Annotated in this window: 18 protein-coding genes; 1 reads left to right on the forward strand and 17 read right to left on the reverse strand. The window is 66.2% G+C overall.

The genetic code is table 11. From position 1 onward, the window contains the following. Nucleotides 1-23: 23 nt before the first annotated feature. The 13 genes from bioF to DFO48_RS12555 form a co-directional block, all read right to left on the reverse strand. Entirely contained in the window at nt 24-1,220 is a 1,197-nt protein-coding gene (bioF, locus tag DFO48_RS12495; RefSeq protein WP_114863599.1) for an 8-amino-7-oxononanoate synthase, read from the reverse strand. Then, nucleotides 1,217-1,900: a dethiobiotin synthase gene (gene bioD / locus DFO48_RS12500; RefSeq protein ID WP_114863600.1), complete on the reverse strand. Its 684-nt coding sequence runs from the start codon at nt 1,898-1,900 to the stop codon at nt 1,217-1,219. The genes bioF and bioD overlap by 4 nt, the downstream gene beginning before the upstream one ends. Then, nucleotides 1,897-3,240: an adenosylmethionine--8-amino-7-oxononanoate transaminase gene (gene bioA, locus DFO48_RS12505; RefSeq protein ID WP_114863601.1), complete on the reverse strand. Its 1,344-nt coding sequence runs from the start codon at nt 3,238-3,240 to the stop codon at nt 1,897-1,899. The genes bioD and bioA overlap by 4 nt, the downstream gene beginning before the upstream one ends. 129 nt (nt 3,241-3,369) lie before the next feature. Continuing rightward, nucleotides 3,370-4,362, reverse strand: coding sequence for a biotin synthase BioB (gene bioB, locus DFO48_RS12510; protein ID WP_114863829.1), 993 nt, complete (start codon nt 4,360-4,362; stop codon nt 3,370-3,372). Nucleotides 4,363-4,906: 544 nt separating this feature from the next. Next, a complete protein-coding gene (locus tag DFO48_RS12515) occupies nt 4,907-5,902 on the reverse strand; it encodes a porin (RefSeq protein ID WP_114863602.1) in 996 nt (331 codons plus the stop codon). A 258-nt stretch (nt 5,903-6,160) separates the two neighbouring features. After that, nucleotides 6,161-7,306: a Fe-S oxidoreductase gene (locus tag DFO48_RS12520; RefSeq protein WP_114863603.1), complete on the reverse strand. Its 1,146-nt coding sequence runs from the start codon at nt 7,304-7,306 to the stop codon at nt 6,161-6,163. Between the two features lie 188 nt (nt 7,307-7,494). Continuing rightward, nucleotides 7,495-8,571: a homocysteine S-methyltransferase family protein gene (locus tag DFO48_RS12525; RefSeq protein WP_003071808.1), complete on the reverse strand. Its 1,077-nt coding sequence runs from the start codon at nt 8,569-8,571 to the stop codon at nt 7,495-7,497. A gap of 66 nt (nt 8,572-8,637) precedes the next feature. Then, the gene (gene alkB, locus DFO48_RS12530) at nt 8,638-9,312 is read right to left on the reverse strand and encodes a DNA oxidative demethylase AlkB (protein WP_114863604.1); all 675 of its coding nucleotides are present in this window, start codon (nt 9,310-9,312) and stop codon (nt 8,638-8,640) included. Then, nucleotides 9,309-10,781 carry an efflux transporter outer membrane subunit gene (locus DFO48_RS12535; protein ID WP_114863605.1) on the reverse strand — a complete coding sequence of 491 codons (1,473 nt, stop codon included), beginning with the start codon at nt 10,779-10,781 and terminating at the stop codon, nt 9,309-9,311. Before DFO48_RS12535 ends, alkB begins: the two co-directional genes overlap by 4 nt. Then, on the reverse strand, nt 10,774-13,968 hold the full coding sequence (locus DFO48_RS12540; RefSeq protein ID WP_114863606.1) for an efflux RND transporter permease subunit: 3,195 nt from the start codon (nt 13,966-13,968) through the stop codon (nt 10,774-10,776). The genes DFO48_RS12535 and DFO48_RS12540 overlap by 8 nt, the downstream gene beginning before the upstream one ends. Before the next feature lie 12 nt (nt 13,969-13,980). Next, nucleotides 13,981-15,180 (reverse strand): efflux RND transporter periplasmic adaptor subunit, encoded by a 1,200-nt coding sequence (locus tag DFO48_RS12545; protein WP_114863607.1) that lies wholly within the window; start codon nt 15,178-15,180, stop codon nt 13,981-13,983. A 131-nt stretch (nt 15,181-15,311) separates the two neighbouring features. Then, on the reverse strand, nt 15,312-16,169 hold the full coding sequence (locus DFO48_RS12550; protein WP_114863608.1) for a helix-turn-helix domain-containing protein: 858 nt from the start codon (nt 16,167-16,169) through the stop codon (nt 15,312-15,314). 15 nt (nt 16,170-16,184) lie between these two features. Then, on the reverse strand, nt 16,185-16,568 hold the full coding sequence (locus tag DFO48_RS12555) for a hypothetical protein (RefSeq protein WP_114863609.1): 384 nt from the start codon (nt 16,566-16,568) through the stop codon (nt 16,185-16,187). Between the two features lie 222 nt (nt 16,569-16,790). Here DFO48_RS12555 and soxR point away from each other — a divergent pair, with 222 nt between their 5' ends. Further along, nucleotides 16,791-17,261, forward strand: a complete 471-nt coding sequence (soxR, locus tag DFO48_RS12560; protein ID WP_003071822.1) for a redox-sensitive transcriptional activator SoxR — start codon at nt 16,791-16,793, stop codon at nt 17,259-17,261. 22 nt (nt 17,262-17,283) lie between these two features. Here soxR and hutG read toward each other — a convergent pair whose 3' ends face one another. Genes hutG through DFO48_RS12580 form a run of 4 tightly spaced genes read right to left on the reverse strand, consistent with a single transcriptional unit; the run spans nt 17,284 to nt 22,144 of the window. Further along, nucleotides 17,284-18,090, reverse strand: a complete 807-nt coding sequence (gene hutG, locus DFO48_RS12565; protein ID WP_114863610.1) for an N-formylglutamate deformylase — start codon at nt 18,088-18,090, stop codon at nt 17,284-17,286. A 41-nt stretch (nt 18,091-18,131) separates the two neighbouring features. After that, nucleotides 18,132-19,556, reverse strand: coding sequence for a formimidoylglutamate deiminase (locus DFO48_RS12570; protein WP_114863611.1), 1,425 nt, complete (start codon nt 19,554-19,556; stop codon nt 18,132-18,134). A gap of 42 nt (nt 19,557-19,598) precedes the next feature. Then, entirely contained in the window at nt 19,599-20,759 is a 1,161-nt protein-coding gene (locus DFO48_RS12575) for a histidinol-phosphate transaminase (protein WP_114863612.1), read from the reverse strand. Then, nucleotides 20,756-22,144, reverse strand: a complete 1,389-nt coding sequence (locus tag DFO48_RS12580; protein ID WP_003071829.1) for an FAD-binding oxidoreductase — start codon at nt 22,142-22,144, stop codon at nt 20,756-20,758. Before DFO48_RS12580 ends, DFO48_RS12575 begins: the two co-directional genes overlap by 4 nt. Nucleotides 22,145-22,150: the final 6 nt, after the last annotated feature.

A 22,150-nucleotide genomic window follows, 5' to 3' on the forward strand; every position in this document is an offset into this window, starting at 1 on the left:
AGCGAGCAGCGAGCGGCCAGACCTCAGCCTGCCAGCTCCTGCAGCGCTGCCAGCAGCTGGCTCACATCCGCCTCAGTGTGCAGCGCCGACAGTGCGATACGCAATCGAGCCGTGCCCACGGGCACGGTGGGAGGGCGAATCGCCGGCACCCACAGGCCATGGCGGCGCAGCCCTTCCATAAGGCCGAGCGCAGCGTCGTTGCCGCCCACTACCAGCGCCTGCACGGCGGTGTCCGATGGCAAAAGCCTCCATCCCTTGCCCTGCAACAAGGGCTGCAGACCCGCGCGCAGCTGGGCAATACGGGCCTGCAACTGAAGGCGCAGGACGCTTTGCTGCTCTATCAGCTGCACACTGGTTTGCAATGCACGCGCCAGCATCGCAGGGGCAGCTGTCGCAAAGGTGTAGCTGCGCGTTTTCTGCAGCAGCCACTCAATCAGCAGTTCATGCCCTGCCACAAAGGCGCCCGAGACGCCGGCCGCCTTGCTCAGCGTGGCCATGTACAGCACGCGTGGCGAAGCCTTGGCCCCCGTCAGTCCTGCGGCCGCCAGGCTGCCCCGGCCTTGCGGACCAAGCACGCCGAAGCCGTGGGCATCGTCGAGCAGCAGCAGGGCGTCGTAGCGCTCGCACAGGGCCAGCAGCCCATCAATATCAGCCACATTGCCGTCCATGCTGAAGACGGCGTCGCTCACCACCAGCTTGCGCTGCACCGGGCAAGCAGCCAGCAACTGCTCCAAGGCGACCAGGTCGCCATGCTCGAAACGGTGGATCTGTGCGCGCGACAGGCGGCAGCCATCGATCAGGCTGGCGTGGTTCAGAGCGTCCGAAAAAATGGCGTCGTCCGCGCCTACCAGCGCCGGGATGATGCTGGCGTTGGTGGCAAACCCGGCATAGAAGTAAAGCGCACGGGGCAGTTGCACAAAGCGGGCCAGCTCTTCCTCCAGCGCGGCATTGGCCGTGCTGTGCCCGTTGACCATGGGAGAGCCACCCGAGCCCACGCCAAAGTCTTGCGCACCGGCGCAGGCCGCCTCGATCATGGCCGGGTGCTGGGCCAGCCCCAGATAGTCGTTGCTGCAGAACTGCAGCATGGGCTGCCCGTCAACCAGAATACGCGCACCTTGCAAGGGCGCCACGGTACGGCGGGTACGGCGCAGTGCGGCGGCGTCCAGGGCAGCCAGCTGCTGTGGAATATCCTGCAGCCAGAAATTGGAAGATGCGGTCATTGCCATTCCTTGGGCAAAGAGAAACTGGTCAGGCGAGGATCGGGATTGGCCTGCCACGGAATATCAGCCAGCAGCGGCGCGCCAAGCCGTCCCAGCTGGTTGCGCAGCCAGTCCATGTTTTCCTCGGGCACCAGCATCTGCGGCTCCACACGGCTGGCCACCCAGCCCGCCAGCGGCAAGCCGGCGGCGCGAATCGCCTCGGCGGTCAGTACCGCATGATTCAGGCAACCAAGCTTGAGGCCCACCACCAGCACCACTGGCAGCTGCAGCGCCACGGCCAGATCGGCAATGCACAGAGTCTCGGACAACGGCACGCGCCAGCCGCCCGCGCCTTCGACCACCACGGCATCGGCCTGCGCCGCCAATTGCCGGTAGGCGTCCAGAATCGGGGCCAGCGTCACCTCCACGCCCGCGCGCCGGGCCGCGATATGCGGCGACATGGGGTCGGGCAGCAACACGGGGTTGTCCAGCGCTGCCGGCACGGCCAGCGTGGAGGCCGCGCGCAAGGCCACCGTGTCTTCGTTGACCCAGCCGCCCTGCCCGTCGGGATCGGCACCCGCGGCCACGGCCTTCATGCCCACCACGCGCGGATGATGGGCTGCCAGTGCGTGCAGCAGCGCACAGCTGGCCAGGGTCTTGCCCACACCGGTATCGGTGCCCGTGACGAAACAGCCGATCATGCGTTTCCCTTCTTGGCGGCAAGCTCCGCTTCCTGCTGCAAGGTGGTGTTCAGCGCGGCCAGCGCGGCCTGACCCAGGTGGGTGATATCGGCATCGTCCAGCACATAGGGCGGCATGCAGTACAGCGTGCGTCCTATGGGGCGCAGCAGCAGACCCAGATCCAGCGCCGCCTCGTGGTAGCGCTGTGCAAAGTCCGGCAAGGAGGTATCGATGTCCCAGGCCCAGATCATTCCCTGCTGGCGCGCGTTGCTGACGCGGGGGTGAACATTCAGCCTGGCGAATGCCGCACTGATCTTTTCGGCCAGCTGCCGGTTGGCGACCAGTTGGTCCAGCTGCTCGAACAGCTCCAGCGTGGCCACGGCAGCGCGGCAGGCCAGCGGGTTTCCGGTATAGGAGTGCGAGTGCAGAAAGCCGCGCGCGGCATCGTCGTCATAAAAAGCGGCATAGACCTCATCGGTCGTCAGCACGGCAGACAAGGGCAGCGTCCCGCCCGTCAAGCCTTTGGACAGGCAGATGAAGTTCGGCCTGATACCTGCCTGCTGATGGGCAAACAGGCTGCCGGTACGGCCAAAGCCCACGGCGATCTCGTCCACCACCAGATGCACCGAATAGCGGTCGCACAGCGCCCGGGCCAGGCGCAGGTATTCGGCGTCATGCATGGCCATGCCGGCTGCGCACTGCACCAGCGGCTCCAGAATCAGGGCAGCAGTCTCCTGGTGATGCGCTTGCAACCAGGCCTCCAGGCCCTTGGCTGCGCGGCGCGCCACATCGGCAGCGGTTTCGCCAGGTCGGGCCTGACGGGCATCGGGGCTGGGCACGGTGGCAGACAGACGCACCAGAGGGCCGTAGGCATCGCGAAACAGCGCAATATCTGTGACCGACAGCGCGCCTACTGTCTCGCCGTGATAGCCACCGGCCAGACCCACGAAGCGGTGCTTGGCCGGATGCCCCTGGTTGCGCCAGTAATGGGCGCTCATCTTCAGTGCGATCTCGGTGGCCGAAGCGCCGTCGCTGCCGTAGAACGCATGGCCCAGGCCCGTCAGACCGGCCAGGCGCTCGGACAGCTCGACCACGGGAGCGTGGGTGAAACCGGCCAGCATTACATGATCGAGCTTTTGCAACTGCTCGGTCAGCGCCGCCCGAATATGAGGATGCGAGTGACCGAACAGATTGACCCACCAGGAACTGATGCCGTCCAGATAGCGGCGGCCATCGGTATCCACCAGCCAGGGACCGACGGCATGGTCGATGGCAATCGGCGGTGCGGCTTCGTGCCGCTTCATCTGTGTGCAGGGATGCCAGACATGGCGCACGCTGCGGCTGGCAAGACTGTGGTCCATCAAAAACTCCTGAGGCGAATCACCGCCTTGCCAGATCGCAGGCACGGCAGGGTCCGGCCTGTGCAAGATGCCAGGCTAGGCAATCCGGAAAGAGAAGCCCCGGCGCGACGGCCAGGGAAGATTCAGGCGTCAGCTCGCGGCCGATGCTCCCAGGCCCTTGAGGCCCAGCTTGCGCATCAAGGTGATATCGGCCTGCACATCGGGATTGCCGGTCACCAGCAGCTTGTCGCCGTAGAAGATGGAATTGGCCCCGGCCATGAAGCACAGGGTCTGCACGGCCTCGCCCAATTGCTGGCGGCCCGCCGACAGGCGCACGCGGGCCTTGGGCATGGTGATGCGCGCCACGGCGATCACACGCACGAAGTCCAGCGGGTCCACCGGCTCGCTGTCGGCCAGCGGCGTTCCGGGCACGGGCACCAGGCTGTTGATGGGCACGGACTCGGGGTAGGGCTGCATGTTCGCCAGCTGGGCAATCAAGCCGGCACGGTGGACCTCGGTCTCGCCCATGCCGATGATGCCGCCGCAGCACACGCTGATACCTGCATCGCGCACCGCAGCCAGCGTGTCCAGCCTGTCCTGGTACTGGCGCGTGCTGACCACATCCTTGTAGTACTCGGGCGCGGTATCGAGATTGTGGTTGTAGTAGTCGAGACCCGCATCGCGCAGCGATGCCGCCTGGTGCGGCTGCAGCATGCCCAGCGTGGCACAGGTCTGCATGCCCAGGCCCTTCACGGCGCCAATCAGCTCGTTCATCTTCTCGATGTCACGGTCCTTGGGCGCGCGCCAGGCAGCTCCCATGCAAAAGCGGGTGGCTCCGGCATCCTGAGCGGCCTTGGCGGCGCGGGTGACCTCCTCCACGCTCATCAGCTTCTCGGCCTTCACTCCCGTGTCGAACTCGGCCGACTGCGGGCAATAGCCGCAGTTCTCGGGACAGCCACCGGTCTTGACGGACAGCAGGGTCGCCAGCTCGATCTCGCCCGCCGGCCAGTTCTCGCGATGCACGCTCTGGGCACGGTGCAACAAGTCCAGAAAAGGCAGGTCCAGCAAGGACTGCACTGCCTCCACGGGCCAGCGCTGCGCCTCGGGGGCCGCAACTGGCTTGGCCGGCGCATGCCAGCGCATGGTCTGGCTGCCGCAGGCGGCGGCTTGCTGTGCGTCGGCGGCGCGCACTGGGTTGTCTTGCTCGGGCACGGAATAGGACATCGCGGTCTCTCCTCAATCGGGGGAATGCCGCGCATTTTGGGCAAAAAAATCAAGGATTTACAGAGCCCACATGCAAATAGTTGCCAACCAAAGAGTTGCAGCAAGAAGCGTTATTTTTGAGCGCCATTTCAATGCATTTGACAGATTTTCAGCACTCATTAGAAACAGCCAGCCATAACTTCTGCCAAATTGAGCTCTAGTGCACTCAATTAAGTGGAATACGCCAGATTCATACCTTGGATTTCAACGAAGAAGAGCGCAGATAACGGCGAAAAACATGATTTTTGGCGTTTTTTACCCGGACAAGACCTAAATCAGGACCAGAAACGGTGCTGCACCACCCGTGCCAAGGCGGACAAACACCCCAAACTGGCGGATTTAATTCCCTCAACTCTTGTTGGACATTCCGCCAGGCACAAAAAAGCCGCAGCAAGGCTGCGGCTGGAGGGCGGGAGGCCGGGGCTCAGAAGGCGTGCGCCATGCCCACGCCGAATGAAGTTCCCGAGTCCGCACCGTACTCGTAGCTCTTGCGCCCCAGGCTGGCATAGAGCGTGGTGCGCTTGGACAGCGCGTAGTCGGCCCCCAGGGAATAGAAATGATTGGTCTGCTCCTGCATGCGCTGGCGTCCATAGCCGGCCTTCAGCGTGGTCTGCCCCATCTGGTAGGTGGCACCCAGCGTCAGGGCCTTGGCCGAGAGTGCCGTCTGGGCCACGCGCGAGTAATCCCAGGCGGCCATCACGGCGGCCGCGCCAAAGCGGTATTTACCCGCAACAAAAGTGTCCTTGTCACCGCTGCCGTTGCGCTCGAAGGCCAGCATGCCGCTCAGGCTGTCCGAGTCGTAATTGAGAGAGGCCGAGTAACCGCGTCCTTCGCGGCGCAAGGTCAACGGCACCTCGGTGCGCTCCGGCGAGGCGCTCAGATGCAGAGTGAAGCCGGCTACCGTGGGCGAGTCGTAGAAGATGCCATTGGCCATGCGCCCATACTCGGCCGCGCCGTTGTTGCTGTAGCGGTCGGTAGGCGTGAGGTAGTGCCACTGATACCAGGCCGGCGAGGAGATGCGGTTGAAATTGGCCCAGGGGTCGAATTTCCAGTCCTGCGACCACATGGCCGACAGGGCGCGGCCCAGGCGCAGATGGCCAAAGCCGCCCTGCAGGCCCACCGTGGACTCGTCATGCCAGAACGGCTTGCTGCCCTGATCCTCCAGACGCCCGGTATCGATATCGAAACGTGCGCTCAGACGGAACGTGGCCTTGAGGCCGCCGCCCAGGTCCTCCGAGCCCGCAATGGCCAGATTGCTGCGCTGAATCGTGCCGGCCTGGGCCGTGCCGTCAAAGCCGCGATAGATGCCGCCGTCGATCAGACCGCCAATGCTGACGCCGGAGGACTGGGCCGCCGCAGGCAGAGCGGCAGACAAAAGAGTGAAACATGTGGAACAAGCAATGCCAGTACGCAAGCGCATGCCGGTGGTTCTCCTTGAATTGTGAAGTCACTGCCCCCGCAGCCAGCTCTTGGCACAGCAGAGGACAGAGAAGGTCGAAGACCTGTGAGATGAGGCGATGACAGGCAGTCAGGGCCTGCCTGATGCACTGAAGACAGCCGGAACATGGCTGGCAGCGGAGCTGCCAATTCCGACCCGAGAAGCCTGCTCAAAAAGCAGGCAACGAGACGCATTATGAAAGTGGGGCCTTGGCAGAGTCCAGCCCAACGTCAGCTTGGTTCAGCCGCTGCGCGCCACGCCGGAGGTGGCCCAGATGCGGTTCATCTCGCTGCAAAAAGGCTGGGCACAGGGTGCCAGGCCCTGGTACTGGCAGCCTTCGGTCATGCATAGATGCGAACGGTGCTCGCCGCTGCGGCGCGGAACAGGCAGGGCATTGGCAGCCTGGGCCGCCGCCATCATCAGCCAGGGATCGGACTTGTTCTGCAGCAGCTGCTGCACTTCCTGAGCCAGCGCCGGTGCGGGCAGGGCCAGGGGCAGACCGGCCATCTGTGCCGGCGTCGCCTGAGCGGCGCTCGCCGTGACGGGCTGCAGCTCCAGCCACAGCAATGCGCTGGTGGCAAGCGTGCTGGTCGCCGCCGACGACTGCGGCTGCACCACCAGCGCCAGAGGGCCGCTGCTCAAGACACCCGGATCCGCCATGGGCAGGCGCAGAGCCGTCCCCGCTCCCTGGGCTGCCGGGATGCTTGGGGCGCCCACAGCCTGCGCCCAGGCGGCGGGCACCTGCAATGTCAGGGAAAAGCTGCGCTCGCCTTGCGGCGTGACCAGCGTGCCTTGCTGCACCAGCCAGTTCTGCAGCTGGGGCAGACGCGGTGCGGCAGCGCCGCCAGCAGCAGCTGCTGCCATGCCCTGCTGTGCCTGCTCCAGCGCCACGGCCGCCGTGGGCGACAGGGCCGCAGCCGTCTGCAAAGCCGAGCTGGGCGGCTGCGCGCCAGACGCCGCAGCCTGCGCCAAGGCCTGCATCAGCGCAACCGATCCCTGCTGGCCGGACAGCAGCTGCAAGGGCTGGGCCTGCCCCTGCAGGCTGACCTGAACCTGCGCGAGCAGGCTTTGCACAAATTGCTGCACGGCCGCTGGCAGGCCCTGACTGGGCCAGCTCGCTGCAGGCGCACCGGGCTGCGCTTGCACCTGCAGGGCCAGCTGCGCAATCAGATGTTCAAAGGCCTGGAGCTTGAGGTTCTGCAAGGTTTGCGGCGACCACTGCACCATGCTGGTCGCCGGGGACGGCGCCTGAGCGGCAGGCGGTTGCTGCACTGCGGGAAGATCCGGGACAGCGGTTGCAGCCACATTGCCGACCTGCGCTGCCGCCTGGCCCGTGGGCACGGACACGGGCAGTACGGGGGCAACGGGTTGCAGTGGAGCAGTCATGCGGTCGTCGGTGCTGGGGCAGCAAAGCCGGAATCAGGCCATTGTGCCCGCCCCTGCGGATAAGCATCGGAAAAAGAGCTGTCAGTGCTTGTGGCTCAGGCACCAGGGCTGCCCGGATCGTGCCGGAGCCGCATGGTTCACGCCTGCGATCCGAAGCGCGGGTCAGAGGCGAACCATTGCGGGCTGAATCAGGCTTCGGCCGGGTAGAACAGCTTGCGCGTGGCCGTGGCCTGCACGGCCTTGGCAATGGCACCGATATGGTCGGGTGTGGTGCCGCAGCAGCCGCCCACGATATTGACCAGACCTTCGGCCGCGAACTCGTGCACCAGACGGCTGGTGATCTCGGGCGTTTCGTCAAAGCCGGTGTCGCTCATGGGGTTGGGCAGACCGGCATTGGGGTAACAGCTGATGAAGGTGTCGGGAGCCGCCTTGGCCAGCTCCTGCACATAGGGACGCATGAGCGTGGCACCCAGGGCGCAGTTCAGGCCCACGGACAGCGGGTTGCTATGGCGCACGCTGTGCCAGAAGGCCGTCACGGTCTGCCCGCTCAGAATGCGACCCGAGGCATCGGTCACCGTGCCGCTGATCATGATGGGCAGGCGCTCGCCGGTCTGCTCGAAGGCCTCGTCCACGGCAAACAGCGCGGCCTTGGCGTTGAGGGTATCGAAGATGGTCTCGACCAGAATTACGTCGGCACCGCCTTCAATCAGCGCCAGCGTCTGCTCCAGATAGGCCTGGCGCAGCTGCTCGAAGGTGATGTTGCGTGCGGCAGGGTCGTTCACATCGGGGCTGATGGAGGCCGTCTTGGGCGTGGGGCCCAGGGCTCCGGCCACATAGCGCTTGTGGTCGGGCGTGCTGTACTTGTCGCAGGCCGCACGCGCGAGCTGGGCGCTCTTGAGGTTCATCTCATAGGCCAGATCGGCCATGTGATAGTCCTCCTGCGCAATCGTGGTCGCACCAAAGGTGTTGGTCTCGATCAGATCGGCGCCGGCAGCCAGGTATTTCTCATGGATGTCACGAATCACGTCGGGACGGGTCAGCGACAGCAGCTCGTTGTTGCCCTTGACGTCATGGGCAAAGTCCTTGAAGCGCTCGCCCGCACCTTCGGCACCGGCATAGCCCTCGCCGCGATACTGAGCCTCGCCCAGCTTGAAACGCTGAATCATGGTACCCATCGCACCGTCAAGAATGACGAGGCGCTTGGCAAGCGTTGCGGGCAGCTCCTGGGCTCGGGTGTAGGCGGGGGTGGGGTGCGACTGGCTCATAGACCGCCATTGTAGGAAAGCTGGCAGGCTTTGCCGGGCTGCCGGGCATTGCCCTGCCGCCAGCGCCTATTCCGATGGCTGGCCTGCCGGGTAGCGAGCCTTGGCCATGCGGAACGTCAGATTCCAGCGCTCATTGCCAAGCAGCGGGTGCTGGCCCTGCTTGAGCGGGGCGACACCATGAAACACCAGGCGCGAAGGCCCGCCCCAGACCAGCACATCGCCATGGGTGAGCGCAAGGCGCCGGGTGGGACTCTGGCGCGTCAGCCCGCCCCAGAGAAAGCTGCAAGCCAGGCCCAGCGAAACCGAGACTATGGGCGCCGCAAAGTCATGTTCGTCCTGGTCGCGGTGCAAGCCCATGCGTGCGCCCGGCTGATAGCGGTTGATCAGGCAGGCATCGGGCGCAAAACCCGGATAGCCGGCCAGCGCCGCAGCCCTTGCGGCCTGCTCGCACAGAAAAGCGGGAATGGCAGGCCAGGGCTTGCCGGTCTGCGGATCAAAGGCGCTGTAGCGATAGCCCTGCAGATCCGAAATCCAGCCCCAGCCGCCGGCGTTGGTGATCGCCACCGACATGAACTTTCCGCCGGGCACCTGCATGTTTCGAAATGCGGCCCGTGTCTGCAAAGCCGTCACATCGGCCACCCAGCGCTGCTCCTGGGCTGCCGCAAAACCGCGCAGCAGCACGGCACCGTCATCAATGATTTCGGCGGGCAGGGGTTCGTCAGGAAACAGCGAAAGCGTCATTGCAGCGCCATCATAGGCTTGGCCGGTGGCTGCCCCTCCCAGCCGCCGGCCAGCGCCTGATACAGCGCCACGGCGGCACGCAGGCCGCGCGCGCGGCTGTCGGCCGCCGCGTCCTGGGCCGCGTAGAGGTCGCGCTGTGCGTCCAGCACCTCGTACAGGCCCACGCTGCCCAGGCGGTAGCGGCGCTGCGCGAGCTGCTCGGCCCGTGCACGCTGCTCGGCGGCCTGGGCCAGATGGGCGTCCTCGGTGCGGGTGCGCGTGAGAAGCACCAGGGCGTTTTCGGTGTCCTCCAGCGCCAGCAGCACGCTTTGCTGGTACTGGGCCAGCGCGACCTGGGCACCGGCCTCGCTGGCAGCGATGCGCGCGCGCACGCGGCCTACGTCGAGAAAAGACCAGTCCACACCCAGGAACACGCTGCGGCTCGCGCTGCCGGCCTCGAACAGCGCTCCCGTGCTGAGAGCGGAGCTGCCCAGCAGACCGCCCAGCGACAGGCGCGGGAACAGCTCGGCCGTGGCCACGCCCACCCGCGCAGTGGCGGCATGCAGACGCGCCTCGGCGGCGGCCACATCGGGGCGACGGCGCAACAGGTCGGCGGGCGTGCCGGGAGCGATGCTCTGCGGCAACTGCGGCAACGCGGCCGGTGCGTCCAGCGCTGCGATCAGTGCCTCGGGCACCTGGCCGGTAAGCACGGCCAGCCGGTGCTGTTCCATGGCGATCCGTGCCTGCAGCGCCGGAATGCGCGAGCGCGTGGTCTCCAGCTGCGCCTGGGCGCGCGCCAGGTCGAAGTCGGTGCCGCTGCCATGCGCCAGCCGCAGCTGCACCAGGCGTAGCGTATCTTGCTGATTGGCGGCATTGGCTTCGGCCAGATGCAGACGCTGCTGCCAGCCGCGCAGATCAGCGTAGCTGGCCGCGACCTGGGCCGCAATGGCAACCTGCAGCGCAGCCAGATCGGCGGCACTGGCACGCAGGTCGGCGCTGCCGGCCTCTATGCTGCGACGCACGCGACCGAACAGATCCAGCTCCCAGCTCGCGTTGATGCCGGCGCTGTAGCTGCGCTGGCTGCGCGGCCCGCTTGGTGCCTGGCTTTCGCTGCGTCTTTGCTGCAGCGCCTGGCCCGACACGGTGAGCGTGGGCAGCTGATCAAGACGACTTTCGCTCAGCAGGGCCTGGGCCGCATCGAGTCGCGCCAGCGCACCGCGCAGCTCCTGGTTGGCCCGCAGGGCCTGCTCGACCAGCTGCGTGAGTTGCACATCCTGGAACTGACGCCAGAACGCGGCATCGGAGCCGATCTCTGGGGATGCCTGCTGCGGGACTGCGGACGGCTCGGCCCGCGCGAACTGCGCGCCGGCCTCAGGCGGCTCGGGTGCGCGGAAATCGGGACCGACGGCGCAGCCTGCGAGCAGGGCCGAAAGGCCCGCCACGGCCCATGCCAGCGCATGCCGGCGCAGAGGTTGGGAGATCTCAGACATGGCTGCCCTCCAAGGATGCGGGTGAAACAGGTGAAGCGGGATGGGCAGGCGTTCGGGTCGCCAGCGACCGCCCCGACAGACGGCGCAACGTGACGTAGAACACCGGCGTGAGGAAGAGGCCAAACAGGGTTACGCCCAGCATGCCCGAGAACACCGTCACGCCAGTGGCAGCGCGCACCTCGCTGCCTGCGCCGCTGCCGATCAGCAAGGGAACGGCGCCCGCGATGAAGGCGATGGAGGTCATGACGATGGGACGCAGCCGCAGGCGGCAGGCCTGCAGCGCGGCATCGACGATGGGCGAGCCGCGCATCTCCAGCTCGCGAGCGAACTCCACGATCAAAATCGCGTTCTTGCAGGCCAGGCCCATGAGCACCACCAGGCCGACCTGCACGAAGACATTGTTGTCCCCTCCGGCCAGCCACACGCCGAACAGCGCCGCGCAGATGCACACGGGCACGATCAGGATCACGGCCAGCGGCAGGGTCCAGCTTTCGTAGAGCGCGGCCAGCACCAGAAACACCAGCATCACGGCGATCACGAAGACCACGGCAGCGGCATGGCTCTGTTCGACCTGCTGGTAGCTCAGGTCCGTCCAGGCCAGCTCGATGCCGCGCGGCAGCGTGCGCTGCGCGATCTCCTGTAGCTTGGTCAGCACCTCGGCCGAGGACAGCAGGCGCGGATCGGAATCGCCGATCAGATCGGCGGCCGGAAAGCCGTTGTAGCGCAGCACCGGATCAGGCCCGTAGCTGGGCACCACGGTGACCATGGAGCCTATGGGTACCATCTCGCCGCGCGCGTTGCGCGTGCGCAGCTGGGCGATGTCCTCCACGGCCTGGCGGTAGTCGGCATCGGCCTGCAGCATCACGCGCCAGACGCGGCCGAAGGCGTTGAAGTCGTTGACGTAGACCGAGCCCAGATAGGCCTGCAGGGTCTGGAACAGATCAGTCAGCGCCACGCCCTGGGCCTTGGCCTTGATGCGGTCCACCTTCACTTCCAGCTGCGGGATATTGGACTGGTAGCTGCTGACCGGGTAGGTCATGCCCGGTGTCTTGGCAATCTCGGCCTGAAAGGCCTCAAGCGCCTGCTGCAGCGCTGCATAGCCCAGGCCCGCCCGGTCCTGCAGGAACAGCGAATAACCCGATCCGTTGCCCAGGCCCTGGATGGGCGGCGGCATCAGCGCATAGGCGAAGCCGCCTTCGATCTGCGCGAACTTGGCACCCAGCTCGGCATTGATGGCCTCGGCGCTGCGGGTGCGCTCGCCGAAGGGCTTGAGCATGATGTAGGAGCTGGTCAGATTGGGCGTGGTCGTGGACTGCAGCGCATTGAAGCCCGCGAAGGCCGCGACCATGTCCACACCATCCACGCTCTTGGCCGCCTCCACCATCTGACGCGTGACCGCATCGGTGCGGTTCAGCGACGCACCCTCGGGCAGCTTGGCGCCGGCAAACAGGTAGAGCTTGTCCTGCATGGGGATGAAGCCGCCGGGCACGACATGGAACAGCACGGCGGTGCCGGCCAGCAGTGCCGCATAGACCGCGAACACCAGGCCGCGTCGGCGCAGCGAGCGACCCACCGAGTTCTGGTAGCCGTGGGCGCTGCGATCGAAGAAGCGGTTGAAGGGCCGGAAGAGCCAGCCCAGGCCCTTGTCGATGACGCGTGCCAGCGCGTCGCGCGGTGCGCCGTGCGGCTGCAGCAGCTTGGCCGCCAGTGCCGGCGACAGGGTCAGCGAGTTGATGGCCGAGATCACCGTGGAGATGGCAATCGTCACCGCGAACTGCTGGTAGAACTGACCCGTGACGCCGCTGAGAAAGGCCATGGGAACGAAGACCGCGCACAGAACCAGGGCGATGGCGATGATGGGCCCGGAGACCTCCTTCATGGCCAGATGGGCCGCCTCCTGCGGGCTGTGGCCCTGCTCGATGTAGCGCTCCACGTTCTCGACCACGACGATGGCGTCGTCCACCACGATGCCGATCGCCAGCACCAGGCCGAACAGCGTCAGCGTGTTGATGGAATAGCCCAGCAGGTACAGGCCCGCGAACGTGCCGATGATGGACACGGGCACGGCCAGCAGCGGAATGATGGAGGCGCGCCAGGTCTGCAAAAAGACGATGACCACCAGCACCACGAGGATCACGGCCTCGATCAGCGTGCTCTGCACGGCCTTGATCGAGTCGCGCACAAAGACCGTGGGGTCCCAGACGGACTCGAAGGCCACGCCTTCAGGCAGGTCCTTCGAGAGCCGGTCCATGGCCGCGTAGACCTGCTCGGCCACGCCCAGCGCATTCGCGCCCGGCGACAGGAAGATGCCCACGGCCGCCATGTTCTTGGTGTCGCTCCACGAGCGCAGCGTGTAGTCGCTGGCGCCCAGCTCGATGCGCGCCACGTCGGCCAGACGCACGACCTGGCCGCCTTCGCCGCTCTTGAGCACAATGCTGCCGAACTCCTCGGCCGTCTTCAGCCGCCCGCGCACATTGATGGACAGCAGCTTGTCGGACTTCTGCGCACTGGGCTCGGCGCCCAGCTGGCCGGCCGAGACCTGGATGTTCTGCTCGCGGATGGCTGCGATCACCTCGCCGGCCGTGAGCTGGCGTGCCGCCACCTTGTGCGGGTCCAGCCAGACGCGCATCGCATAGTCGCCCGCGCCGTAGATGCCCACGTCGCCCACGCCGGGAATGCGCGCCAGCACATCCTTGATCTTGAGCGTGACATGGTTGCGCAGATACAGCGCATCATGCGCGCCGTCCCGGGACACCAGGCCCACGTACATCAGCGGTGTGGACGCCTGCTTCTGCGTGGTCACGCCGAACTGTCGCACCTCCTCGGGCAGCCGGCTCTGGGCCTGGCTGACGCGGTTCTGCACGCGCACGGCTGCGGTGTCGGGATCGATTTCGGGGCGGAAGGTGGCAACCACCTGCAGACTGCCGTCCGAAGCCGCGACCGACTTCATGTACATCAGGCCTTCGACCCCGTTGATGGCCTCCTCCAGCGGCACGGCCACCGACTCGGCGACCTCCTTGGGATTGGCCCCCGGATAGGTGGCGCGCACGACCACGCTGGGCGGCACGACCTCGGGATATTCGCCCACCGGCAGCTGCGGAATGGCCACCAGGCCGACGGCGAACATGATGATGGAGAGCACGACCGCGAAGATGGGCCGGTCTATGAAGAATTTGGAGAAGTCCATGGCACTCCCTCCTTACTGCGCAGCGGCGGGCGTGGGCGGCACGGCCGCTGCCACCACCGGCCTGGGATTGACGGGCATGCCGGGGTAGTAGATGCGCTGCACGCCGCCCACCACCAGCCGGTCACCCGCGGCCAGGCCCTTTTCCACCAGGCGCCGGCCATCGACCATGCGACCCAGCGTAAGGTCGCGGCGCTCGGCCAGATTGCCTTCGCCCACTACATAGACGTACTTGCGGTCCTGGTCGGTAAGCACGGCCTTGTCGTCGATCAGCAGCGCCTGGGACTCGGCCTCCTGCCGGTCCGGGCCGCTTTGCATCTGCACGCGTGCGAACAGGCCTGGCGTCAGCATCCGGTCGGGGTTGGCCAGGCGCGCGCGCAAACGCATGGTGCCCGTGCCCGGCTGGAGCTGGTTGTCGCTGAAGTCCAGCGTGCCCGCATGGGAAAAGCCGCTGTCGCCGACCAGGGCCACGCGCACCGCGCGGCCCTGGCCGCTCAGGCCAGCCAGACCTGCCTTCTGGTAGCGCAGAAAGCTGTGCTCGTCGGCATCGAAATAGGCATACACCGGGTCCTGCGAGACCAGGGTGGTCAGCACGCTCTGGTCGGCCTGGGCCATATTGCCCACGGTGAGCAGGGCGCGGCTGGCACGGCCCGTGATCGGCGCGCGCACCTCGGTGAAGTCGAGCTGCAGCCGGGCAGTGGCCAGCTCGGCCTCGGCCGCACGCACCTGGGCCGTGGCCTGGGCCAGCGTTGCGGCCCGCGTGTCGGCTTCCTCGCGCGAGACCGCATTCTCGGCCACCAGCTGGCGCGCGCGCTGGTCCTGCGTCTGCGCCAGCCCGGCAGCGGCACGCGCGCGTTCGAGCTGGGCCTGGGCGCTGGCCAGGGCCGCGCGATAGGGCCGCTGGTCGATCACGAACAGCAGCTGGCCCTTCTTCACCTCCTGGCCCTCGGCGAAGGCGATGCGTTCGATATATCCCGACACGCGCGAGCGCAGCTGCACCGACTCCACGGCCTCGATGCGGCCGTTGAACTCGTCCCAGGGGCGTATGGCCTGCAAGGCGACCTCGGCCACCTGCACCTCGGGCGCGGGCGGCGGGCCGTTGCTGGCATGGGCATCGCCCGTGCCGGAGCGGCCGCAGCCGGAAAGCAGGGCCAGCGCCGCTACGGCGCTGGCAAGCATGGTAGGCCGCAGCTGCGGTGCTTGGAAGACAAACATGAGACTCTCTCCTTCAGGAAACGGCCGTGCACGGCGTGCTGCGGCGCTTTGCGGGCACACCCGCCCCTGCGCGGCTCATGGTGCGCAATGGACGTCGTGGGAAACAGGTTGGAAACGGGGCCTGCCGGCCTTCAGACCGCGGCCCCGGACACAGGCCGCAGCCCGGGCCACGCAGGCGGCAGCGGTGCTCTGCGCTGCGCCAGAAAGCGCCGCGGCGAGCTACCCACCGCCTTGCGGAACATGGTCACGAAGGCAGGCGCACTTTCGTAGCCGAGGGCGTCTGCCACGGTCTGTATGCGCTGCCCTTCAGAGAGCTGCTGCAGCGCGGTAAGCACATGGAGCTGACGGCGCCACTGGTTGACGGTAAGACCTGTCTCGGCCAGAAACAGCCGGGTCATGCTGCGCTCGCTCATGCCTATGCGCTGCGCCCAATCGGCCAGCCGAGCCTGCAGCTGCGGCTCGGCGCACAGGGCGCTGGCCATGCGGCGCAGACGCCGGTCACGCGGCATCGGCAGGTGCAGCCCCTCGGGCTGTGCCGCCTGGATCTCATCGATCAGCACCTGCATCAACCGGCCGTCGCCGTCATCAAGACGGTAGCGCTGCGGCAAGGCCTGCACGCGCTCCAGTAGCGCGCTCAGAAATGGCGATACCGCCAGCGCATGACAGGGGCCGGCCATGGGACGCGCCGCCCCCGCTGCCACGAATACGATGTAGCCGCTGGCAGCACCGCTGCAGCTGACGCGATGCGGCATTCCGCCTTCGATCCAGGCAGCGCTGCGCGGTGGCACCACGCAGACGCCAGCATCGGTCTCCAGCGTAATCAGCCCCGCATTCGTGACCATGAGCTGACTCTTGCTATGGGCATGGAAATCCATGCCCCAATCCCCCGGGCCCGACTGCATGGGCAGCACGATCACCGGGCGGTCCACCTGATCGGGGTCCCACATTCCAGGCCGGCCCTGCAGCAAGGCTTCATCCACGGCATTCATCGCTTTTCCCTCATTTCAATCGCTCTCAAGAAGCTCCAGCGCTCGCTCACGCGCCTCTTGTGTGGAGGCCACCAGCAGCATCGGATAACCCCAGGCCTTGCCGAACATCTGCGCCAAGGCCTGGGCCTGCTCCCGCTTTTTCGCATCGGGCTCGGCGTGAACCAGAGCGCGAACCAGGCTTTTGAGCTCGCTGCGGCGGGCTTTCATCCAGAGCACTATCTGCTTGCGCTCCTCGGGCGAGTGCTCCTGCTGGGACATGTCGCCGTCGCTGTAGAAGACAAAGGCCTGGCCGCGATCTAGCAGAGCCGAGAAATCCGCCAGCAAGCGGTCCATAGGCTGGGCCTTGTCACGCTCGTAGCTCATGCGGACCAGTGGATAGCTGCTGCTGTCGATGTACATGGAAACTCCCGTCTATATTGGCCAATAAAAATGCGTCTCATTACTTTATGAGTGAACAGGAGCGACGTCATTGCAACTTTCAGCCAAAGAATTTCTCAGTCCGGCCAACTGGCCTTCATGGACTGTCTCAGCGGACTTGCCCAGCTCCTGCGCTATCGATCACAATGGCCCACATTCTTCAAGTTCAAGTTAACTTGAAGTCAAGCACCAAGGAAAGACATCATGAAAATTGAGGATGATCCGCTGATGAGCATCAGCGACTTCGCACAGCGCAGCGGCGTCAACGCATCGGCGCTGCGCTTCTACGAGTCGCTGGGTCTGATCGAATCGGTGCGCAGCAGCGGCGGAAGACGGCGCTACCACCGCTCGGGCCTGCGGCGCATCGCCTACATCGTGTTTGCGCAGCGCGTGGGGTTCACGCTGGAGGAGATCGCCGCACAGCTGGCACAGCTGCCGACGCGGCATGTGCCCACGGGCGGCGACTGGCAGAAGATGTCGCGCATCTGGCAGCAGCGGCTGGACGAGCGCATCGACGAGCTGCAGCGCCTGCGCGACAGCCTCAACCAGTGCATAGGCTGCGGCTGCCTGTCGCTCAAGGTGTGCACCATGTACAACCCCGGCGACCAGTGCCAACGCTGCGGCCCGGGCCCGCGCCGCTGGATGGGCGACGAGCTGCAGGCCGCAGGCCATTAGCGCAGCGGCCGCGGGGCCTGACTCAGTTTCGGGCGAAGGCCAGCACGGCCTGCAGCAGACGCTGCATGGTGGGCTGGATGCGCGCCGCGACCTCGGGCAGATAGTCGAACGGCATCTGCTCCTGCATATAGCTGGACTGCGTCATCTCCAGCTGCACGGCGTGGAAGCCCTGCTCCGGCTGACCATAGTTGCGCGTGATGAAGCCGCCCTTGAAGCGGCCATTGAGCACGCTGGTGTGACCCGGTGCCTGCCGTGCAATGTCCAGCAGCTGCTGGGCCAGCGCCGGCGCGCAGCTCTTGCCGTCGGCGGTTCCCAGGTTCAGGTCGGGCAGCTTGCCCTCGAAAAAGCGCGGCAGCACCGAGCGGATGCTGTGCGCATCCCACAGCATGGCCACGCCATGCTGGCTCTTGATGCGATCGAGTTCGGCGCGCAGCTGCGCATGATAGGGCTGCCAGTAGATTTCGCGGCGGCGCGCGACTTCCGCCTCGTCGGGCTCGAACGCCTTGCTCGCATACAGGGGCTTGCTGTCAAAGCCGTCAACCGGGCACAGCCCGGTCACGCTCTGGCCCGGATAGAGGCTGGCGCCATCGGGCGGACGATTCAGGTCGATGACATAGCGCGAATGCGTGGCGACCAGAATGGATGCGCCCAGTGCCTTGGCGAAGTCGTAGAGCTGCGGCATGTGCCAGTCGGTGTCGTGGACTTCGCGCCCTTCGGGCGTGAGCCTGGCCGCAATGTCGGCCGGCACATGGGTGCCGGTATGCGGCATGGAAATCAGCAGCGGTGCCGTACCCTGGTGAAAGACAAAGGGGGCGATGGCTTGGCTCATGGAGCGTCTCTCTTCTGTCAAAAATCTGAATGCAGCCGCCCTCAGGCGTTCTGCAGCAATGCCTTGCGGGTCTGCACAAAGCCTTGCTGGGCGACTTCGTGCAGCGCATGGCGACCTGCCTGCACACGCTGCTGGCCGCGAACCCAGACGTCGGCAATGGCCGAAGTGCGATGGCTGGCAAACACATGGGCCGCATGGCCGCTGTCGGCAGGCAGCCCGTTGAGGGCCACATGGCGGGCATCGAGCACCACGAAATCCGCCTGCTGGCCCACGGCCAGACCGGCAATGGCGCGGCCCGACGCCTGGGCACCGCCGGCCACCGCCTGCAAGGTCATGCAGGTCGCCACCTGGGGCTGAGCGCCGCCGCCAAGCACATTGCGCTGGCGCAGGTTCAGGCGCTGGCTGTATTCGAGCATCAGCAGCTCTTCGGCGGCATTCACCGAAGCATGGCTGTCCGAACCAATGCCCCAGCGTCCGCCATGCCTGAGCCAAGTCGGCATGTCGAAAATGCCGTCGCCGAGATTGGCTTCGGTGGTGGGACAGATGCCGGCCACGGCAGCGCTGCGTGCCGCGCCAGCATATTCCTCGGGCGTCATGTGCGTGGCATGGATCAGGCACCAGCGCGCATCGACGGGTGCATGGTCGAGCAGCCATTGCACGGGGCGCTGGCCGCTCCAGGCCAGGCAGTCATCCACCTCCTGGGTCTGCTCGGCGATATGGATGTGCACCGGTGCCTTGGGCAGCATGGCGTGCAGGCCCGCGAGCGCAGTCTTGAGGCTGTCCGGGGGCACGGCCCGCAGCGAGTGCGGAGCCAGGCCCAGAGCTGCCTGCTGCGCCCTGGTCACGGGCTCCAGCTGCTGCAGCAGGCCGAGCATATTGTCCGTGCTGCGAATGAAGCGGGCCTGATCCTCTCGAGGCGGCAGGCCCCCGAAGCCGCTGGTCTGATAGAGCACGGGCAGCAAGGTCATGCCTATGCCGGTCTTCTGCGCCGCACGCAGCAGCGCCAGAGACAGGCTGGCATCGTTGGCATAGGGCTTGCCGCCCACATCATGGTGCACATAGTGGAACTCGCACACCGAGGTGTAGCCCGCCTCCAGCATTTCCAGGTACAGCCAGGTCGCGATCGCCTCCAGGGCCTCGGGCGTCATGCGATTGGCAAAGCCGTACATCAGCTTGCGCCAGCTCCAGAAGCTGTCCTGCGCCTGACCGCGGAATTCGGTCAACCCGCCGAACGCGCGCTGGAAGGCGTGCGAGTGCAGATTGGGCATGCCGGGGATCAGCGGGCCGGCCGCCTTGGCGGCTTCCTCCGCCTCTCCGGCCTCGCCGCTTTGCGGGTCCAAACCGGTCAGCACTTCGGTCAGCTGGCCGCTCTCGTTCCAGCTCAGCAGGACGTTGCGCGCCCAGCCTGTGGGCAGCAAGGCGTCTGCGGCAAACAAGGTACGCGAAATGGATGAGGATGCAGTCATGGTGATGGTCTCGATGAGGCGAAAAAGATCAAACCGCGCAGCTCATGCAGTCACGCGCTCAGTCTGCTCCATCGCAGCGAGCAAAGCCAGAACAAAACGCGCGTTGTCCTTCTCGGTACCTATGGATACGCGCAGAAAATTCTCGAAACCGGGCTCCTTCCAGGGCTTGACGATCACGCCCTGTCTGAGCAGCGCCTCGGTCACCGGCGCATTGGGACGGCCCAGGTCGAGAAACAGGAAGTTGGCTACCGAGGGCGCAATGCGCAGGCCTTGCAGCGGCTGGCCCGGCGCTGCCAGCGCCAGCAGCTGCCTGCGCAGGTCCTCGCGCAGCGCCACCGTGGTCGCCACGCCGCTGCGCATGTGCGCAGGATCGTTCCAGGCCGCCAGCGCCGCGCGCTGGGCCGCCATGTTCACGTTGAAGGGCGAGCGCACCTTGTCCATCAGGCCCACCAGCTCGGCGCTGTCGGCCATGCCGTAGCCCACGCGCAGACCGGCCAGGCCCCAGGCCTTGGAGAAGGTGCGCAGCACGATCCAGGGGCCGACCCGCGCATCCAGCATGGCCAGCACATCGGGGTAGTCATCGTCGTGCAGCGCGTATTCGTAATAGGCCTCATCCACCACCAGCACGGTGTTGGCAGGCGTGGCCTCCAGCACCTGCGCAAACTGCGCCGTATCCATCATGCAGCCCACGGGGTTGGACGGGTTGGGCAGGAAGGCGATCTTGGGGGCCTTGGCCACGGCAGCGCACCAGGCGCCCAGATCGAAGCCCAGCTGCTCGTTCAGCTCGAGGAGTTCGACCTCCGCGCCCATCATCTTCGGATAGATTTCGTGCAGGCCGAACACGGGACGCTGGGTCACTACCAGGTCGCCGGGAGCGAGAAAGACCTCGCAGAGAATCTTGATCAGGTCTTCCGAGCCGTCGCCGAACACCAGGCGCCCGGCGGGCAGCCCCGTGCGCTCGGCAATGGCTTCGCGCAAGGCCGTGCAGTTGGCATCGGGATAGTTACCCACATCGTCGGCCACCTCGGCAATCGCGCGGCGCACCGAGGCGCTGGCACCGAAGGGATTTTCATTGCTGGCCAGTCGCGCGATATCGGTCACGCCATAGCGCGCCCGCACCGCTTCATTGGACAGGCCTGCGTTGTATGCAGGCAGCGGGCGAACCTGGGCACGGGCCAGCGAGGCCACCAGGGAATTCGTCATAGATCAAACACCTTTCCGGGATTCATCAGGCCCAGGGGATCGAGGGCCAGCTTGATGGCTCGCATCGCCGCCAGCTCTGCGGGCGTGCGGCTGTTGCTCAGATAAGGCTTTTTGTGCAGGCCGATGCCGTGCTCTGCGGAGACGCTGCCCTGCATCTCGCCCACGATGCGGTAGAGAAGCTCCTCCACCTGCTCGCATTCGCCGTTGACGGTCTTGCCATCCACCGAGACATGGAGATTGCCGTCGCCCACATGACCGAAGTACAGCGCCTGGTGACCAGGCCAGCGAGCGGCAAAGGCCTGCATGCAGGCTTCGGCAAAACGGCCGATGTCGGCCTGGGGCAGGCTCACATCGAAGTTGATTGCGGGATGCATATTGTTGTTGAGCTCGGCCGGTGCCTCGCGCAGCTTCCACAGCTGCTGCACCTGGGCGACCGACTGGGCCACGATGGCATCGAGCACCTCGCCGGCTTCCATGGCCTCCTCGAGCACCTGCTGCACATCGCCTTGCAGCTGCGCCTCGTCCTTGCCGTCCACATTGATCAGGGCCAGCAAGGGGTAGCGCTGTTCAAAAGGCGCAGCGAGCTTGAGCCAGGCCATGGAGGCCTGCACAAAGCTGTCCCACATCAGCTCATAGGCCGCGACGCTGTTGCCGAAGCGCGATTGCATGCGCTTGAGCACGGCCAGCGCCGAGTCGAAATCGGGCATGGCCACCAGCGTCGTGGCCGTGGCCTGGGGCGCGGGACGCAGGCGCAGCAGCACGCGCGTGATGATGCCCAGCGTGCCTTCGGCACCGATGAAGAACTGCTTGAGGTCGTAGCCCGTGTTGTTCTTGATCATGGGGCGCAGCATGGGCAGCACCGTGCCGTCGGCCAGCACCACTTCCAGGCCCAGCACCTGCTCGCGCATCATGCCGTGCTGCAGCACGCCGTTGCCGCCCGCATTGGTGGAGACATTGCCGCCGATCTGGCAGCTGCCGCGAGCGCCGAGATCGACGCCGAACACCATGCCGACATCGACGGCCGCCTCCTGCACGGCTTGCAGGGTGACGCCGGCCTGCACCTGCATCAGTCCGGTCTTGGCATCGATGTCCTCGATGCGGTTCATGCGGTCCAGCGACAGGGCCACTGCCCCCTCCATCGGAACCGCAGCACCGGCCAGGCCGGTCAGACCGCCCTGCGGGACCACCGCAATCCGGTGGGCGCTGCACAGACGCATGACGGCGCTGACTTCCTCCGTGGTGCGTGGGCGCACCAGCGCCAGCGGCTGCTGAGGCGGCGTGCCGCTCCAGTCGGTGCGGCACCGCTCGGGCGTGTCCGTGCCGCGCAGCGCGACATCGGCGCCCAAGGTGGAAATCAGTTCATTGAGAAATTGTTCGTGAGACATCAGCAA

It is taken from the genome of Comamonas sp. AG1104 (assembly GCF_003350425.1).
Classification (GTDB): domain Bacteria; phylum Pseudomonadota; class Gammaproteobacteria; order Burkholderiales; family Burkholderiaceae_C; genus Comamonas; species Comamonas testosteroni.

Bases quoted from the DNA above. Each gene is read 5' to 3' on its own strand.
- bioF (WP_114863599.1), bottom strand. From the start codon at position 1,220: ATGACCGCATCTTCCAATTTCTGGCTGCAGGATATTCCACAGCAGCTG.
- bioD (WP_114863600.1), bottom strand. From the start codon at position 1,900: ATGATCGGCTGTTTCGTCACGGGCACCGATACCGGTGTGGGCAAGACC.
- bioA (WP_114863601.1), bottom strand. From the start codon at position 3,240: ATGGACCACAGTCTTGCCAGCCGCAGCGTGCGCCATGTCTGGCATCCC.
- bioB (WP_114863829.1), bottom strand. From the start codon at position 4,362: ATGCGCTGGCATGCGCCGGCCAAGCCAGTTGCGGCCCCCGAGGCGCAG.
- DFO48_RS12515 (WP_114863602.1), bottom strand. From the start codon at position 5,902: ATGCGCTTGCGTACTGGCATTGCTTGTTCCACATGTTTCACTCTTTTG.
- DFO48_RS12520 (WP_114863603.1), bottom strand. From the start codon at position 7,306: ATGACTGCTCCACTGCAACCCGTTGCCCCCGTACTGCCCGTGTCCGTG.
- DFO48_RS12525 (WP_003071808.1), bottom strand. From the start codon at position 8,571: ATGAGCCAGTCGCACCCCACCCCCGCCTACACCCGAGCCCAGGAGCTG.
- alkB (WP_114863604.1), bottom strand. From the start codon at position 9,312: ATGACGCTTTCGCTGTTTCCTGACGAACCCCTGCCCGCCGAAATCATT.
- DFO48_RS12535 (WP_114863605.1), bottom strand. From the start codon at position 10,781: ATGTCTGAGATCTCCCAACCTCTGCGCCGGCATGCGCTGGCATGGGCC.
- DFO48_RS12540 (WP_114863606.1), bottom strand. From the start codon at position 13,968: ATGGACTTCTCCAAATTCTTCATAGACCGGCCCATCTTCGCGGTCGTG.
- DFO48_RS12545 (WP_114863607.1), bottom strand. From the start codon at position 15,180: ATGTTTGTCTTCCAAGCACCGCAGCTGCGGCCTACCATGCTTGCCAGC.
- DFO48_RS12550 (WP_114863608.1), bottom strand. From the start codon at position 16,169: ATGAATGCCGTGGATGAAGCCTTGCTGCAGGGCCGGCCTGGAATGTGG.
- DFO48_RS12555 (WP_114863609.1), bottom strand. From the start codon at position 16,568: ATGTACATCGACAGCAGCAGCTATCCACTGGTCCGCATGAGCTACGAG.
- soxR (WP_003071822.1), top strand. From the start codon at position 16,791: ATGAAAATTGAGGATGATCCGCTGATGAGCATCAGCGACTTCGCACAG.
- hutG (WP_114863610.1), bottom strand. From the start codon at position 18,090: ATGAGCCAAGCCATCGCCCCCTTTGTCTTTCACCAGGGTACGGCACCG.
- DFO48_RS12570 (WP_114863611.1), bottom strand. From the start codon at position 19,556: ATGACTGCATCCTCATCCATTTCGCGTACCTTGTTTGCCGCAGACGCC.
- DFO48_RS12575 (WP_114863612.1), bottom strand. From the start codon at position 20,759: ATGACGAATTCCCTGGTGGCCTCGCTGGCCCGTGCCCAGGTTCGCCCG.
- DFO48_RS12580 (WP_003071829.1), bottom strand. From the start codon at position 22,144: ATGTCTCACGAACAATTTCTCAATGAACTGATTTCCACCTTGGGCGCC.